The organism is Pantoea sp. R13S299 (assembly GCF_048515925.1).
GTDB lineage: Bacteria > Pseudomonadota > Gammaproteobacteria > Enterobacterales > Enterobacteriaceae > Pantoea.
Window position 1 is genome coordinate 506,542 of sequence record NZ_JBLYEF010000003.1, and the last position, 15,290, is coordinate 521,831.

Genomic DNA, 15,290 nt, shown 5'->3' on the forward strand with positions numbered 1-15,290 from the left:
AAAAATACAGAATGAAAATGAACGCGATTTACTGGCCAGAAGAATTTATCCCCGGACTGACTGACAATTTCTGTTCAAACGAAGTCATCGTCACAGACCTTACGGCAGAAGAAGTCTGGCCGTTTCTGGCTATGCCTGCACGCTGGCCTGAATATTATGCTAATTCTGCCAATGCCCGGTTTTATGACAACGCAGGGCCATCATTGGGACAAGGGGTTCGTTTCAGCTTCGAAACTTTTGGATTCCACGTTGAAGCTCAGGTGACTGAATGTGTGCCGCCAGTAAAGGGTGAAGCGACGCGTCTGGCCTGGCACGGCTGGTCAGGGGAGGAGGGCACAGCCGAACGACTGGATGTTCTTCATGCCTGGTTAATCGAAATGTTGCCGGGAAATCGACTGCGTATCCTGACGCAGGAGACGCAAAACGGTAATCCCGCTAAAGAGCTGGCTGTCGCAAAACCTAATCCGATGATTAACGGGCATCAGGAGTGGCTTACTGGCCTGATCACAGCGGCAAAATCGGCTAAAAGATGATGGGTAAATAGCGCGTAAACTCCCGCCTGGCTGACCTGTAGTCGCTCCTGCAGGGATTTAGTCGCGGTAACATGACTTGTCCTGAATCAATAAGTTGTCGCTGACTCATCCTCGTCATAATAAAGGGATAAGTCAGCAGCAATTAAAAACAGTAAAATATTCCGCTGTATTTTTTTGTTACATTATTAGCTTCGCATAATGCCTGAAGTTGATGCATTCAAAAAATCTGATTTGCTTCCTTTCTTTGAATCACTCCAGGCTCAATAATTAATCATGTTGTTTATAATATGGACTCTAACCATTACGGGTTGTCGCGTCCATTCTCAAATGACGCTTTGTATCTCTTCCTGCTTAATGCGAAGAGTCTTCAGTTGAACAGGGTAAAAAGATATTCTGGAACTCTGAGAATTAGCAGGCTATGAATCAGCATAATTGACGTCAAAAATCTCGACAAAGCTTACAGAAATAAATCCATCCCCACTTGAGCCTGGCGAAAATATTATCTGGTGTGATTCATTCGACAGCAAAAAGTATTACATACCGCAGATGGCAAAAATACCCATCTGGGCCATAGTCAATATTCACTGATTTATTGCGCTACAGCCCGATTCAGATTATTCACCCGCGCCTGATTTATGCGCTATTTAACCAGAGGTTAAGGATGTCTACAGAATCTCCAAATGATATCTCCAGCGATCTGTCTCAGTTCGTCGGCACGCATTTTGTCTATACCTATGATAATGGCTGGAAATATGAGTGGTACGCTCGCAACGAAACCACCTGCGACTACCGTATTCATCAGGGGTTGGTGGGTGGTCGTTGGGTGACCAACCAGAAAATGCATGCAGTGCAATTTGCACCGGGTATCTTCAAGGTTGACTGGCACGAACCAACCGGGACCTGCGTCAGCCTGCTGTTTGATCTGAATCGCACAATCGTACACGGCACGATTTTCTTCCCACAGTGGATTGCCGGAGAAGGCCAGCATCCGGAGAAAACTATCTGCTATCAGAATGACTTCATTGAAGATATGCATCGCTTCCGTGATGAAGGTCCGGCCTATCCTTACGTGATTATTCCTGAGTTTGCGAAAGTGACTTACATGAAAAATGAAGGACCTGATAACGATGAAGTGATCAATCAGGCACCTGGACAGATGCCTGCTGACTATTTTGATGGTAAGTAACTGACCTGGCTATCCGCTCATTGTGAGCGGGTAGCTTCAGCCTGACGCGCCAGCGTGCGGGCCAGAATAGATGAGTAGAGTGGTTTGCCCCCCAGAAACTGCGCCAGCAGCGTCGCGCCCAGACAGGTAATGATCATCGGCAGTATCAGCTGATAATTATCGGTCATCTCCAGCACCAGCACGATCCCGGTCAGCGGTGCTCTTACCGACGCCGCAAACAGTGCGCCCATCCCCGCAATCGCAAAGGTTCCTGCCTCCAGATGATACAAGGGGGACAGGTCCGTCATTGCCACCCCAAAAGCTGTCCCGAGCAGCGTTCCCAGTGCCAGCATCGGCGCAAAAATACCGCCCGGCGCCCCTGAGCCAAAACAGAGTAGCGTCGTAACCAGCCTGACCAGGAAGATAACCAGCAGCAGGGCAAACGGGAAGACACCATGAACTGCCTGTGGAATCAGTGCTGAACCGCCGCCGGCACCAGGTGCAAACAGCAGCGCCAGAATACCGCAGCCGCCGCCCAGCAAAGCCCCCGCCAGCACCACGCGCGCCGTTTTACCGGCATAGAGGCGGGCAAAAAGATCCTGCGTCATAAATATCAGGCGGTTAAACAGCACGCCGACCATGCCGATGATCATGCCGAGCACCAGATAGAGCCACAGCGTCTGTACCGGCGCATCAGCCAGCTTGCCAACCGAGATCACCGCCTGTTCGCCGTTGAAACAGCGAAACACGATGCTCGCCATAATCACGCCGGTAAATACGGCTTTGATTGAAATCAGGTTATAGCGGAACTGCGGACGCATCTCTTCGATGATAAACAGGATGCCCGCCAGCGGCGCATTAAATGCCGCTGCCAGACCGGCCGCCGCACCGGTTGCCAGCAGCGTATGACGTGCTTCATTGCTGCGCATCCCCAGAATATCGATGACCATGCGGCCAATGTTCCCGCCCAGCTGCACCGTCGGGCCTTCCCGGCCCAGCACCATTCCGGCACCCAGCGTGCCCAGACCACCAAAGAATTTCACCGGAATGACCCGCCACCAGCGCACCGGTCGCAGCTCTTCCAGCGCCCCTTCAATTTCAGGGATACCGGATCCGCCAGCTTCGGGCGCAAAGCGTCTGACCAGAAAATAGCCGACCATCGCCAGCAGAGCCGAGATGACAAAGGCTTCGGCGTAGAGCATCCAGCCCTGGATGTGCGTAGGGGTGAGCGTGTCGGCGCGCCACTGCTGTATGGCTTCAACGGACCGGGCAAACGCCACACCCGCCAGACCCACCAGCGTACCGACCAGTGCGGCACAAAACAGCATCGCCAGCGGCGTTTTATCCCGATAGAGCAGGGCGCGAAACATCCGGCTGCGCGCCGCGATAGAGCGAGGAACATAAACCGGCTGCGGTGATTCTTCATTCATTGAGAGACATTCTTGTTCATCCAGACCAGCGTGCCAGTTTACTGAGTGATAAGGTGAAAACAAACGTCAGGATCAATTCCTGCAAAGGAAAATTGTTAATCGGTTTGTGGTGGACAAACCACTTGCGCCATGCGTTCGCGGTAGGCTGGATTATCCTGGTTTTTCAGCGCCTGAACCGCTGCGTTCAGCGTTGTCTGGTTCTGTTTCAGGTTCTGCTTATCGTTGAGAAACGTCTGCCGCAATTGTTCATCAGAGGTGGAGGGCGGTAACTGACACTTCTGGCGCAAATCATTGGTAATCTGCTGCTGGCGCAGCGCAAACTTCAGCGTGTCGTAGGGCGCGGCTGCCACGAAAAGTGGGCTTAGCAGCGGCAGAATAAACAGCGTGTTGCGGATCACGTTCATGATGGTCTCCTGACTGCGGAAGAGAGGATTGAGTCTTCGGCAGTTTTCAGTTGGAATTAATCGCATTGAGTGATTAGCCTGAGCACAGCACCATCGACCGACTGCGGCAACATCGCCACGGTTGACGCATTAATCATAGCAATACTGGCGCGACAGGGAGCTGACATGCAGCCACATTCCACTGAAATTATTACCGCAGACTGTTGTATCGTCGGCGGTGGCCCCGCTGGATTGATGCTGGGCTATCTGTTTGCCCGCGCGGGCCTGCGCGTTGTCGTCATCGAAAAGCACGCCGATTTTCTCCACGATTTTCGCGGAGACACCATCCATCCCTCGACGCTGGAAATTATGCATCAGCTCGGACTGCTGGAAACCTTCCTGACGCTGCCGCATCAGCGTGCCGAAAAGCTGGAGGCGGAAATCGCAGGACAGAGTATTACGATGGCCGATTTCTCACGCCTGCCAGTTAAGTGCCGTTTTATCGCCTTTATGCCGCAGTGGGATTTCCTGAACTACATGGCTGAACAGAGCGCCCGTTATCCGGGCTTCACTCTGTTGCAATCAACGTCGTTTGAGTCGCTGACTAATGAAAATGGTACGGTCAGCGGCGTGACGGCCTCACGTGGCAATCAGCAGCTGCATATCCGTTGCAAACTGGTGGTCGGCGCAGATGGTCGCCATTCACGCGTGCGCGAAGCGGCCGGGATGACCGGTCAGGAATTTGGCGCTGCGCGCGATGTCATCTGGTTCCGCTTAAGCAAGCAGCCGCACGATCCCGAACTGGGCATGGGACACAAAGGGCCTCGCCAGAACTTTATCGTCATCGATCGCGGCGACTACTGGCAGTGCGGTTTAACCATTCCGAAAGGGGAGTTTGAAGCGAAACAGGCCGCCGGTCTCGACGCGTTTAAAGCAGAAGTGGCGGCAATCTCGCCCTTTGAGGCTGCCCGCATGGCAGAAATCGAGAGCTGGGAAGCGTTTAAGCTGCTGTCCATCAAAATTGACCGGCTGGATAAGTGGGCAAAACCCGGCGTGCTCTGCATTGGTGATGCTGCGCATGCCATGTCACCGATTGGCGGGGTTGGCGTGAATCTGGCGATTCAGGATGCGGTAGCGACGGCGAATCTCCTGACTGAACCCCTGCAACGGGGAGAACTGCAGTTGCGCGATCTGGAAAAAGTGCAGAAGCGTCGTCAGTTCCCCACCGTCGCCACGCAGTTTTTGCAGATCAAAATGAGCCGCAACAAAGCGAAAAGAAAACCGACAGGAAGCAGCAAGGTTCCCGCAATTATTCAACGTCTTCCGTTCCTGCGTTTTCTGCTGGGACGCCTGATTGGTCTTGGCTTCAGGACGGAATCGCCGCAGGTTGCACGCGTGAAAGAAGAGCGTTAAATGATTTCGACAGCGATCCTATATCGTGCGACACTGTTTCGCTGTGAAAGTACTGTCAGGTTGAGCCGCTATTCATCTGATAATTGGGCGCTAATTGAGCATTGTTAAGCTAAATTATTTTCGATTTTTGCGCCTGCATAGGAGAGGTTTCAGTGCATAACGAGCAAAATGGCAGCGACGTAAAACGTCTGAGCGCGATCAAGGCACTTCTGTCGCCGGATGAAGCCCGGGATAAAGTGCTGGGCCGATTCGTGAATCTCGCCAGTCAGGTGCTGGGTATTTCAGGCAGCTTCATTTCGATTATTGACGACCATAATCAATACATTAAAGCGTCACGGAACTTCGATCTTAAGCAATCGACCCGTGATGAGTCTCTGTGTCGCCACGTCGTCGATGGTGAAGGGCATCTGGTGGTCTATGACACCTTACTGGATGAGCGTTTTGTCACGCACCCGTTCGTAACAGGCGATCCGCATATTCGCTTCTATGCCGGTGTTTCGCTGCAGAATCTCGATGGCGCCACGCTGGGCACGCTCTGCGTGACCGACACGCAGCCACATCCTTTTACGGATGAGAAACTTGCCACGCTGCGCTCACTGGCAACGCTGGTGACCTCTTTTCTGGATGCATGGAACAATGCAGGTTTTGCCGATGTCATTACGCACCTGCCGAATCGACCAAAACTGATTCGTGATCTTCAGCAACTGACCCTTACTGCACCACACAGCCGCTTTCGCCTGATTCTTATCGACTGCCTCGATATTATTCGTACCTATGAGCTTTCCCGCGCGGTGGGTATTGCGCCGATGGAGCTACTCCTGAAGCAGATGGCACAGGATGTCGCACACCGGCTCAATCTCGAGGAAAATGAGACATTCTACTCTTTTGCTCCGGGCCGTTTCGCTATCGTGCAGCCATATTCAGGCCGTTATAAAGCGCATAATTTGCCCGACCTGTTTAAGGGCATGAAGGCCGATCTGGCAGAAAATATTACCCTCGACCTGGATGTTTTTACGGGTGAAACAGAGTTTGTTCCGGGTCAGATGGATGCCAATGAAACGGTGCGTCAGGCCGTGAGCGCGCTGCATGAAGCGATAGATGAGAACATCAGTGCGATGTCGTTTGACGAGAGTTACGACTCCCGTCGCACCGATGACTTTATGATCATGAACGATCTCGCTCAGGCGCTGAAAAAAGACGAAGAGCTTTACCTGGCCTGGCAGCCTAAAGTCTGTCTCAAAACCGGTAAAACGGTCGGGCTGGAGGCGCTGATCCGCTGGAATCATCCTGAGCGGGGCGAACTCTTCCCATCAGAATTTATCCCGTTAGCGGGTAAAACTAACCTGATCTCCGATCTGACCAGTTGGGTTATCGACCATACCGTTGAGCAGCTTGCGAGCTGGAATCGCGAGTACGATCTGATTCCGGTCTCGATCAACGTCAGCGAGCGCGATTTCGCCAGACCCGATTTCGCAGATCATCTGGTGGCGAAACTGGCGGCGGCACAGTTGCCCAACGCTATTCTGGGCATTGAGTGTCTGGAGAACGAACTGATCACCAAAAGTGATGTGGCGATCAAAGGGCTGGAAGCGCTGAAATCGCACGGCTTTGTGATCTCGCTGGATGATTTTGGCGTTGGCTACAGCAACATCAGCTATCTGCAGGATATCCCGCTGGACGTGATTAAGATTGATCGCTCACTGATCTCACGTATGGGTGAGGATGATGCATCAAAAATCATCGTCAGATGCATTATTCAGATGCTCAAAGAGCTTAATTACACCGTGCTGGCCGAAGGCGTCGAAACAGAGGCGACCCTGGGATTACTGAAAACCTACGGTTGCGATCAGATTCAGGGTTACTTCTTCTCAAAACCGCTGCCCGCCAGCGACATTGAACACTGGCTGTATCAGAAATAACGCTAGTAACCTGCCCGCAGCGCTCGCTGCGGGCTCTCTTATTACTCACTGCCGATGGCGTAGCGTTCAACCGGAGTGATGCTTTTAATCAGTTTGTTATCAAACATAAATTGCTCATAAGCCTGATAGCGTGCGCGATCCAGTTTTGCCGGATCGGCGGCAAACAGTGGCAGCGTGGCACGCCATGCCTGATGGTTTAACGGCGTTTTCAGTTCCGGATGCGCGCGGGCAAAGGCCAGCCAGCTCTCTTCAGGATGTGCCTGCAACTCCGCATTCCCCTTCTTCAGTGCCCGCAAAAACTTCTGAATTTTCTCCGAGTGCGCCTCATCACGGTTAGCGACAATAATCAGCTCGTCGTAGGCCGGAACACCATAATCTTCGACGTTGAGCACCACCGGTGCTTTACCCGCCAGTTTCATCTCCAGCGCTTCAATATTGCGATAGCCGCCGATCACCGCATCCACCTGGCCGGTCATCAGGGCGCTGGTGAGCTGAAAATTGACGTTAACCAGCTTCACCTGATCGGCTTTGACACCGTCATGGGCCAGCATGGTCGCCAGCGTTGCCTGTTCAATGCCGCTGACCGAATAGCCGATGCGTTTCCCTTTTAAATCCGCCGGTTTTTTTACCGTTTTATCTAACGTCATCAGCGTGTTCAGCGGCGTGTTAATCAGCGTGCCCACTCGCATCAGCGGCAGGCCCTGATCGGCGAAGAAATGCAGCTGCGGCTGATAGGTGATTGCTAAGTCCGCCTGCTTTGCTGCTACCAGACGTGGCGGCAGCGCCGGATCGGAAGGCGGCACGATGTTAACGTCCAGCCCTTCGGCTGCAAACGCGCCGGTCTGCTGAGCCACCATAATCGGCGCGTGATCGGGATTGATATACCAGTCGAGCACCAGCGTCAGTTTTTCCATCGCCTGAGCCTGGGTTGTTAAGGAGGCGCTGAACAGCAGGGTAAACAAAGGTAGTTTAGTCATGGGGTTTCTCATTGTTGAGGTCATTAAATTGTCTCGGGGTCCCAGGTGATCAGGCGGCGCAGCAGGAGATCGACAGACAGCCACAGCGCCAGCGTCATCAGCACCAGAATGAAGAGCGCGGCGAAACACATGTCGCTCTGCATCCGGGCGTTGGCATTCAGCATCACGAAACCCAGCCCTTCTGCTGAGCCGACCCATTCACCGATGATTGCCCCGATCGGCGCGACGGCCGCCGCCATCCGCAGGCCCGAACCCAGCGCGGGTAGCGCCGCTAACAGCCGGACATGACGCAGCTGCGATGCCTGTGAAGCGCCCATAGTGCGAGCCAGATCGAGATAGCCGGGCGTGACGCGACGCAGGCCATCAAAAAAGGTGGAGGTGACCGGGAAGAAGATCACCAGCACGGCCATGGCGACTTTGGCGCTCATACCAAAGCCAAACCAGAGCACCAGCAGTGGTGCCAGGGCAAACACCGGAATCGCCTGGCTGGTGATCACCAGCGGCATCATCCAGCGCTGTAACCACGGCGAAAAGGTCATGCCCAGTGCCAGCACACCGCCCAGCAGCACGCCGAGCGCCATGCCGGTGAGGATCTCGATCAGCGTAATCAGCGTGTGATGGCGGAGGTAGTCCGCGTTCTGGCACAGCGCGGCGGCGACCGCAGCGGGCGAGGGCAGCAGAAACGCCGGAATAGAAGTCAGGGTGACGAGCCACCACAGCGCAATGAATCCGGCAAACAATGTCACTCCCCGGCGAAGACCGGCGAAACGTGATCTCATCCGGCTATCCTGCTTAGCTGCTTCAGCAATGCGACCTGACTCTGCAATACCTGTAGGTCATCGGCGGCCCGCGGTGGCTGGCCCTGCAGGGGCGGGCAGGTTTCTATCCCCGCAGAACCGATCACCAGCAGGTGATGACTGAGCCGGCAGGCTTCAGCAGCATCATGGGTAATCAGCAGCACGGTGTGCCCGACCAGCACTTCCGCGGCCAGTGTCTGGATCTGCGTCCGGGTCAATGCATCCAGCGCGGAGAACGGCTCATCCATCAGCACAATCGGCTGACGGGTATAAAGGGTGCGGGCCAGCGCCGCGCGCTGACGCATCCCGCCGGAGAGTGTCGCGGGCCTCGCACTGGCACAGTGACTCAGACCGACCCGTTCCAGCAGATGCTGCGCCCAGTCGCGATCGGCTTTCTCTCCGTTCAGGCGGCTGGAGAGGCAGACATTCTGTTCCACCGTGAGCCAGGGATAGAGCAAATCCTGTTGCCCCATCCAGGCGATGCGGCCGGTCAGCGGCAGACCGTCGCTGCCGCTAATCAGTCCGGAAGTTGGCGGCGTCAGACCGGCAATGACCCGCATCAGGCTGCTTTTACCCACGCCGCTGGCACCCAGCAAGGCGGTAAATGCGCCGCCCGCGATCTCCAGATTAAGCTCGCTGAAAAGTGTCTGCTGACCCAGTGTCAGGCTGAGCTGGCGAACTGAAATCCCCGGCGGATTCATGGACTGACCTGAATAGAGTCAGCGCGATTGAGACCCATCTGCCAGAACGCCGCTTCCAGCCGGGTCGCGGTGGTGAAAATCTCTGACAGCGGGTCAAAACGGTGTTCACCCGCGCGCTGCTGAGCCAGCGTTTCAAACAGCATGAGTGAGGAACCGACGCCCGCCAGGTAGGCTTCATCGCCGTAGTTCTCAATCCATGCGGCGTAGGGATTTCCCTCAAAGCGTGTCGCAGGATCGTCCAGCAGCGTCAGGCCAATTTCAGCGTAACCGGCCACACACGGCATCAGCGCCGTCATCAGCTCCAGCGCATCTCCGGTGTGACCCACGTCCAGCACGTAGCGGGTGTAGTTGATCGTTTCCATTGCCTCGGGTTCACTCGCCATCGCCGCCTCGCTGATGCCCCATTGCTGGCAGTAAGCCAGATGCAGCGGCAGCTCGCTGACGATGGCGTTAAGCGATGCGGTCGCGCTGCGTAACGCGGCTGGCTCTGAGAGTTTGCTAATCAGCAGACCCCAGGCACGGGCGAAGTGCAGCAGGAACAGATAATCCTGGGTGAGATAGTGGCGGAAGGCGGGCGGTGGCAGCGTGCCCTGACCGAGTTGCTGCACAAAATCGTGCCTGACATAGGCGTGCCAGTGACGGCCCGCCTGCTGGCGCAGACGACCATAAAAGCCGGTTTCGAAAAGCGGATGTGACATGGGATCTCCAGTAACAGGGAGATCCGGGCATACGGTCTGGAACAGGGGATAGTGCAGGAGATGACGCAGAAAAATCTGCCGACCCGTCCCTTCGCTGGCATGACCCAGATCAGGTTCAAAGGGTTCGGCTTACGCCATCTCAGCCCATTACAGGACACCCCTCGGAGACATTGGTTATACGATAATTAGTGCCGGAGTACAACGGCACGCGAGTGCGTTATTTAGTGACAACGTCACTCAAGATCGGCCCCGTTGCTGGCAATTACTTTCTTATACCACCAGAAAGACTTCTTGCGCGTGCGCGCCAGCGTGCCGTTACCCAGGTCGTCACGGTCAACGTAGACGAAACCGTAGCGCTTGCTCATTTCACCGGTTGAGGCGGCAACCAGGTCGATGCAGCCCCAGCTGGTGTAACCCATCACCGGCACGCCATCTTCAATGGCATCACCCATGGCGCGGATGTGTTCACGCAGATAGCTGATGCGGTAATCATCATTAATCTCGCCTTTCGTGTCGATTTCATCGCGCGCGCCCAGGCCATTCTCCACCAGGAACAGCGGTTTCTGATAGCGGTCATACATCATGTTCATGGTAATGCGTAAGCCAAGCGGATCGATGCCCCAGCCCCACTCGCTGCGCGGCACATGGGGATTAGGCAGGGATTTGACCACATTGGCGGCGCTGCTGTTCTGCTCGTTCATCTCCGCCGAGGCGCAGCGTGAGGCGTAATAACTGAACGAGACAAAATCGACGCTGTTTTTCAGAATGTCGGCATCACCCTCTTCGATCTCAAGCGTCACACCTTTCTCCCGGAACACCCGCGCGGCATAGGCCGGATAAGCGCCGCGCGCCTGCACATCGATAAAAAACAGGTTTTCGCGATCTTTATCCAGCGCCGCCCAGACATCTTCCGGCTTGCTCGACCACGGATAGAAGTTGCCGCCTGCCAGCATGCAGCCAACCTGGTTAGCCGGATTCACTTCATGCGCGATCCGCGTGACCAGCGCGCTGGCAACCAGTTCGTGATGTGCCGCCTGATACTTCACCTGCTCCTTATTCTCACCCGGTTCGAACACCAGACCAGCTCCGGAAAACGGGCTGTGCAGCAGGATATTGATCTCGTTAAAGGTCAGCCAGTATTTCACCAGCCCATCAAACGCCTCGAAACAAGTGCGGGCGTAACGGGCAAAAAAGTCGACCATTTTGCGATTGCGCCACGAGCCATACTCCGTGACCAGATGCATTGGCACATCAAAGTGGCACAGCGTCACCAGCGGTTCGATATGATATTTCCGGCACTCTTCAAAGACGGCACGGTAAAAGGCGATGCCTTCCGGATTAGGTGTCAGTTCATCGCCATTGGGATAGAGACGGCTCCAGGCAATTGAAGTGCGAAACACGCTGAACCCCATCTCCGCCATCAGCGCGATATCCTCCGGATAGCGATGATAGAAATCGATGGCATCATGGCTGGGGTAAAACTCATCGTCACGCAGGGTAAAACGCTTTTCCAGACCTAGTTTGACCGGCATACGGTGCGGGCCATGCGGGATCATATCAACGGTGGTTAAGCCCTTTCCGCCCTCACGATAGCCGCCTTCACTCTGGTTGGCGGCCAGTGCACCGCCCCATAAAAACCCTTGCGGGAACCTTGAATCAGACATGCAATCCTCTTTTCAGGGTCAGCGTGACCCTTTCCTTTAGTGGCTATTAATTGCGCTAGTGCGTTCTGTAACGGGCGCAGATTGTGCGGCGGTCACGGATTCGGATTCACTTTCTGTTTCAGGAATATCTTCAAACCCTAACAGTAGCGTCAGCACAAACGACAGCACCACCGACAACACCATGACCGCACCGACCCAGACAATACTCATGGGATTAGCCGGGTCGAAGAACTGTACGCTGGTGAACAGGCCCGGTGAGGCCATCGAATGGCTGGCCAGCCCGCCAATGCCCGCGACCGCGCCGCAGATAAAGCCACTGATCAGACAGGCGATCAGCGGGCGTTTGAGGCGCACCGCGACGCCATACAGCGCCGGTTCTGAAATCCCGGCAATAATGGCGGAGGCCGCCGCCGCAAGGGCAGTCTGGCGCAGTTCACGGTTTTTAGTCCTGAACGCCACCGCCAGAGACGATCCGCCCAGCGACAGGTTGGCACCAATCTCAGACGGCATCACCATGCCTTCTTTGCCGGTTTCGGCAATGGTCTGGATAATGGTCGGCGTAAACACCCGATGCATCCCGGTCATCACCAGCAGCGGCCAGATAGCGCCCATAATCGCGACGGACAGCCAGCCAAGGTAGCCATGGACGGTGTAAACCAGCGCGGAGATACCACTACCGATCCAGATGCCAATCGGGCCAATCAGTACAATCGCGATAGGGGCAGCAATCAGCACAATCAGCATCGGTTTCAGGAAGTTCTTGGTAACAGCCGGGGTAATGCGATCTACACCGCGTTCGATGTGCGACAGGATCCAGGTCATCACCAGCGCCGGGATCACCGTGTAGGTATATTTCACCGCCGTCACCGGGATGAAGGCGAATTCAACGTGCTGGCCCTGCGCCGCTTTTGCCATCAGATCAACAAAATTAGGATGGACCAGCACACCGGCAATGGCGATCGCCAGCGACATATTGGTTTTAAATTTCAGCGCCGCTGAGGCGGCCACCATGATCGGCAGGAAGAAGAATGCGCCGTCGCCAATCACATTGAGGATCACCAGCGTTGACGAGCCTTTCTCAAACACGCCCGCCATATCCAGGATCATCGCCAGCAGCTTAACCATCGACCCGCCAATAATGGCCGGGATCAGTGGCGACATGGTGCCCACCAGCGCATCCAGAATACCTGCGCCGATGCTTCTCAGAGTGATTTTACGTTTCACCGGCAGAGTCGGCGCAGCGCTGCCGGGCGTTCCCATCTCCAGCACCGCCTGATAAGCCTGTGACACGTTGTTCCCGATGATCACCTGGCACTGAGTATCGTTGTGCACCACGCCCATGACGCCTTTAATCGCTTTGAGGCGGGGGTAGTCGACCTGCGTTTCATCTTTCACCACAAACCGCAGACGGGTCATGCAGTGAGTGACGGCTTCGATATTGGTGGGGCCGCCCAGCGCATCGACAATGGCGCGTGACACCTCGGCATAGTTCATGGGCATGATCGCTCTTCTCTGTAGGGTAAATCGGTTAAGGTTTTTATGTTTTAGCGCCTGCGGACAGGCAAATAGGAAACCGGTTTCACAAAATCATGAAGCGCTTTCAGTTCGCCGACAAGAGTTGAAATTGGTCAGTTTTCAGTTTTGTGAAGTGCGTCACCCGACTTGTGCGGTTAACTTCGTGCTCAGGCCGGGTAAATATTTCCAACATTGAGAGGCTTAGGTAGACTGCAGGACGACGCAGCAAAGGAGCATGACGATGGCAACGATTCAGGAAGTGGCAGACAGGGCGGGCGTCTCAAAAGCGACAGTGTCACGTGTGCTCTCCGGCAATGGCTATGTCGGACAGGAAAAGCGCGAAAGGGTGTTGAAGGCGATTGCGGAAACCGGATACCGGCCCAATCTGCTGGCGCGCAATCTGGCGACGAAAACTTCCCAGACTATCGGGCTGGTCATCACCAATACGCTTTACAGCGGCAGCTACTTTACTGAATTGATGGCGCATTCCGCACGCATGATGGAGCAGCAGGGCCGCCAGCTGATTCTGGCGGACGGCAAACATACCGCTGAGCAGGAAGAGGCGGCGATTCAGTTCCTGCTCGACCTGCGCTGTGACGGCATCATTATCTACCCGCGCTTCCTGAGCATTGACGCGCTGGATGCGATTATCTCCCGCCATAAACAGCCGATCCTGGTCATCAACCGGCGTCTGCGCGTCAACCACAGCTACTGTATTTACAGCGATCAGCACGCCAGCAGCGCCTCGGCAGTGAGCCATCTGCTGAATCAGGGACATCGCGATATCGCATTTATCACCGGCTCGCTGGATTCCCCGACCGGCGTCGAGCGCCTCTCCGGCTATCGCGCCGCGCTGGCTGCACAGGGTATTGAAGCCGACGATCGCCGTATCGTGGCCGGGAAATGGACGGCGCAAAGCGGCATGGCTGCCGTGGACTGTCTGCTGGAACGCAACGTCCCCTTTACTGCGCTGGTGGCGAGTAATGATGAGATGGCGATTGGTGCCATCAAGCGGCTGACCGAGTGCAACATTGCGGTGCCCGGTCAGGTCTCGGTGATTGGCTTCGATGATATCCCGCTGGCGCCGTATATCACGCCGTCGTTATCCAGCATGAAGCTGCCGGTCACGGAGATGATCGATGAGACGATTAACCGTCTGTTGACCATGCTGGATGGCGGTGACTGGCATACTCAGGCGCCTTTTACCGCCAGCCTGATGCTGCGCGATTCCGTCACCAAAGGACCGGGATTAACTTAATCCGAAGCGATCTGTATCACTTCAATCGTCTGTTCTCTGAGCTGCCCGACCGTTGCCGCATCCAGCGTCTCATCGGTAATAACATGGCTGACCTGATAACCGGATGAGAGCGGATAAGGGTGAATCTGCCCAAATTTGGAGGCATCGGTCAGGGCGTAGCTTGCAGCACCTTTCGCCAGCACCGCATCCACCACATCACAACGCAGCATATTGCGCCCGGTAAAACCGGTCTCCGGATGCCAGCCATCCACGCCAACAAACGCCCGGTGAAAATGGACCTGCTGAATGGAGTAACGTGTGAGCGGGCCGACCACCGACTCACTGCTTTTCTGCAGCAATCCCCCGAGCACAATCACTTCACAGGCGGCTTCCCGCAGAAGCTGGGCAATATAGTGGCTGACGGTAATCAGCGTAAGATCGGCACGGTCAGCCAGCGCCCGCGCCAGCAGCGCATTGGTACTGCCACCCTCGATGAACACCGATTCCCCCGACTGGACCAGGCTGGCCGCATGTCGCGCCAGCGCCTGCTTGGTGGAATAACGGGTATTCATGCGAGTGCCGACGTTGTCGCTGTCCAGCGCCAGCGCCGAGCCGTGAACCCGGCGCAGCAGCCGGTCACGTTCCAGCAGCGTCAGATCCTGCCGTACTGTCACTTCGGAAACCCCGGTAAGCTGCGCCAGTTCACTGACCGTTACGCTGCCCCGGCTATTAACCAGTTGAATAATCTGATGATGTCGCGGGTTCATAAGTGAGTTTTCATAGTTAAAAAGCAGTAAAACAGCAGCAATACAGCAGTGTATCAGGGATTATCCCGCGCCAGTGTAAGACGCGGGATTG

General features: G+C 55.4%; 14 protein-coding genes and 1 riboswitch. Of the genes, 5 read left to right on the top strand and 9 right to left on the bottom strand.

Features of this window, described 5'->3' with window-relative positions:
* Positions 1-17: 17 nt before the first annotated feature.
* A complete protein-coding gene (locus ACN1CO_RS16845) occupies positions 18-533 on the top strand; it encodes an SRPBCC domain-containing protein (RefSeq protein WP_419140001.1) in 516 nt (171 codons plus the stop codon).
* Positions 534-1,194: 661 nt separating this feature from the next.
* Positions 1,195-1,719: a phenolic acid decarboxylase gene (locus ACN1CO_RS16850; protein WP_419139939.1), complete on the top strand. Its 525-nt coding sequence runs from the start codon at positions 1,195-1,197 to the stop codon at positions 1,717-1,719.
* Positions 1,720-1,736: 17 nt separating this feature from the next.
* On the opposite strand, the gene clcA is transcribed toward ACN1CO_RS16850, so the two are convergent.
* Both clcA and ACN1CO_RS16860 read right to left on the bottom strand, forming a co-directional pair.
* Positions 1,737-3,128 carry a H(+)/Cl(-) exchange transporter ClcA gene (clcA, locus tag ACN1CO_RS16855; RefSeq protein ID WP_419139940.1) on the bottom strand — a complete coding sequence of 464 codons (1,392 nt, stop codon included), beginning with the start codon at positions 3,126-3,128 and terminating at the stop codon, positions 1,737-1,739.
* A gap of 95 nt (positions 3,129-3,223) precedes the next feature.
* Entirely contained in the window at positions 3,224-3,532 is a 309-nt protein-coding gene (locus ACN1CO_RS16860; protein WP_419139941.1) for a YicS family protein, read from the bottom strand.
* A 165-nt stretch (positions 3,533-3,697) separates the two neighbouring features.
* On the opposite strand from ACN1CO_RS16860, the gene ACN1CO_RS16865 reads away from it, so the two are divergent.
* On the top strand, positions 3,698-4,924 hold the full coding sequence (locus tag ACN1CO_RS16865; protein ID WP_419139942.1) for an FAD-dependent oxidoreductase: 1,227 nt from the start codon (positions 3,698-3,700) through the stop codon (positions 4,922-4,924).
* A gap of 152 nt (positions 4,925-5,076) precedes the next feature.
* On the top strand, positions 5,077-6,843 hold the full coding sequence (locus ACN1CO_RS16870; protein WP_419139943.1) for an EAL domain-containing protein: 1,767 nt from the start codon (positions 5,077-5,079) through the stop codon (positions 6,841-6,843).
* Between the two features lie 41 nt (positions 6,844-6,884).
* On the opposite strand, the gene ACN1CO_RS16875 is transcribed toward ACN1CO_RS16870, so the two are convergent.
* From ACN1CO_RS16875 to ascF, 6 genes are all read right to left on the bottom strand, one after another.
* Positions 6,885-7,820: an ABC transporter substrate-binding protein gene (locus ACN1CO_RS16875; RefSeq protein ID WP_419139944.1), complete on the bottom strand. Its 936-nt coding sequence runs from the start codon at positions 7,818-7,820 to the stop codon at positions 6,885-6,887.
* Between the two features lie 23 nt (positions 7,821-7,843).
* Positions 7,844-8,599: an ABC transporter permease gene (locus ACN1CO_RS16880; protein ID WP_419139945.1), complete on the bottom strand. Its 756-nt coding sequence runs from the start codon at positions 8,597-8,599 to the stop codon at positions 7,844-7,846.
* Positions 8,596-9,318, bottom strand: coding sequence for an ABC transporter ATP-binding protein (locus ACN1CO_RS16885; protein ID WP_419139946.1), 723 nt, complete (start codon positions 9,316-9,318; stop codon positions 8,596-8,598). Before ACN1CO_RS16885 ends, ACN1CO_RS16880 begins: the two co-directional genes overlap by 4 nt.
* Entirely contained in the window at positions 9,315-10,016 is a 702-nt protein-coding gene (locus ACN1CO_RS16890; protein ID WP_419139947.1) for a TenA family protein, read from the bottom strand. Before ACN1CO_RS16890 ends, ACN1CO_RS16885 begins: the two co-directional genes overlap by 4 nt.
* 69 nt (positions 10,017-10,085) lie before the next feature.
* A riboswitch (TPP riboswitch) is annotated at positions 10,086-10,188 on the bottom strand.
* A 61-nt stretch (positions 10,189-10,249) separates the two neighbouring features.
* Positions 10,250-11,680, bottom strand: coding sequence for a 6-phospho-beta-glucosidase (locus ACN1CO_RS16895; protein WP_419139948.1), 1,431 nt, complete (start codon positions 11,678-11,680; stop codon positions 10,250-10,252).
* Between the two features lie 36 nt (positions 11,681-11,716).
* Positions 11,717-13,180 carry a PTS cellobiose/arbutin/salicin transporter subunit IIBC gene (gene ascF, locus ACN1CO_RS16900; protein ID WP_419139949.1) on the bottom strand — a complete coding sequence of 488 codons (1,464 nt, stop codon included), beginning with the start codon at positions 13,178-13,180 and terminating at the stop codon, positions 11,717-11,719.
* Positions 13,181-13,436: 256 nt separating this feature from the next.
* Here ascF and ACN1CO_RS16905 point away from each other — a divergent pair, with 256 nt between their 5' ends.
* Positions 13,437-14,453: a LacI family DNA-binding transcriptional regulator gene (locus tag ACN1CO_RS16905; protein WP_419139950.1), complete on the top strand. Its 1,017-nt coding sequence runs from the start codon at positions 13,437-13,439 to the stop codon at positions 14,451-14,453.
* On the opposite strand, the gene ACN1CO_RS16910 is transcribed toward ACN1CO_RS16905, so the two are convergent.
* Positions 14,450-15,199, bottom strand: a complete 750-nt coding sequence (locus ACN1CO_RS16910) for a DNA-binding transcriptional regulator YciT (RefSeq protein ID WP_419139951.1) — start codon at positions 15,197-15,199, stop codon at positions 14,450-14,452. The genes ACN1CO_RS16905 and ACN1CO_RS16910 overlap by 4 nt on opposite strands.
* Positions 15,200-15,290: the final 91 nt, after the last annotated feature.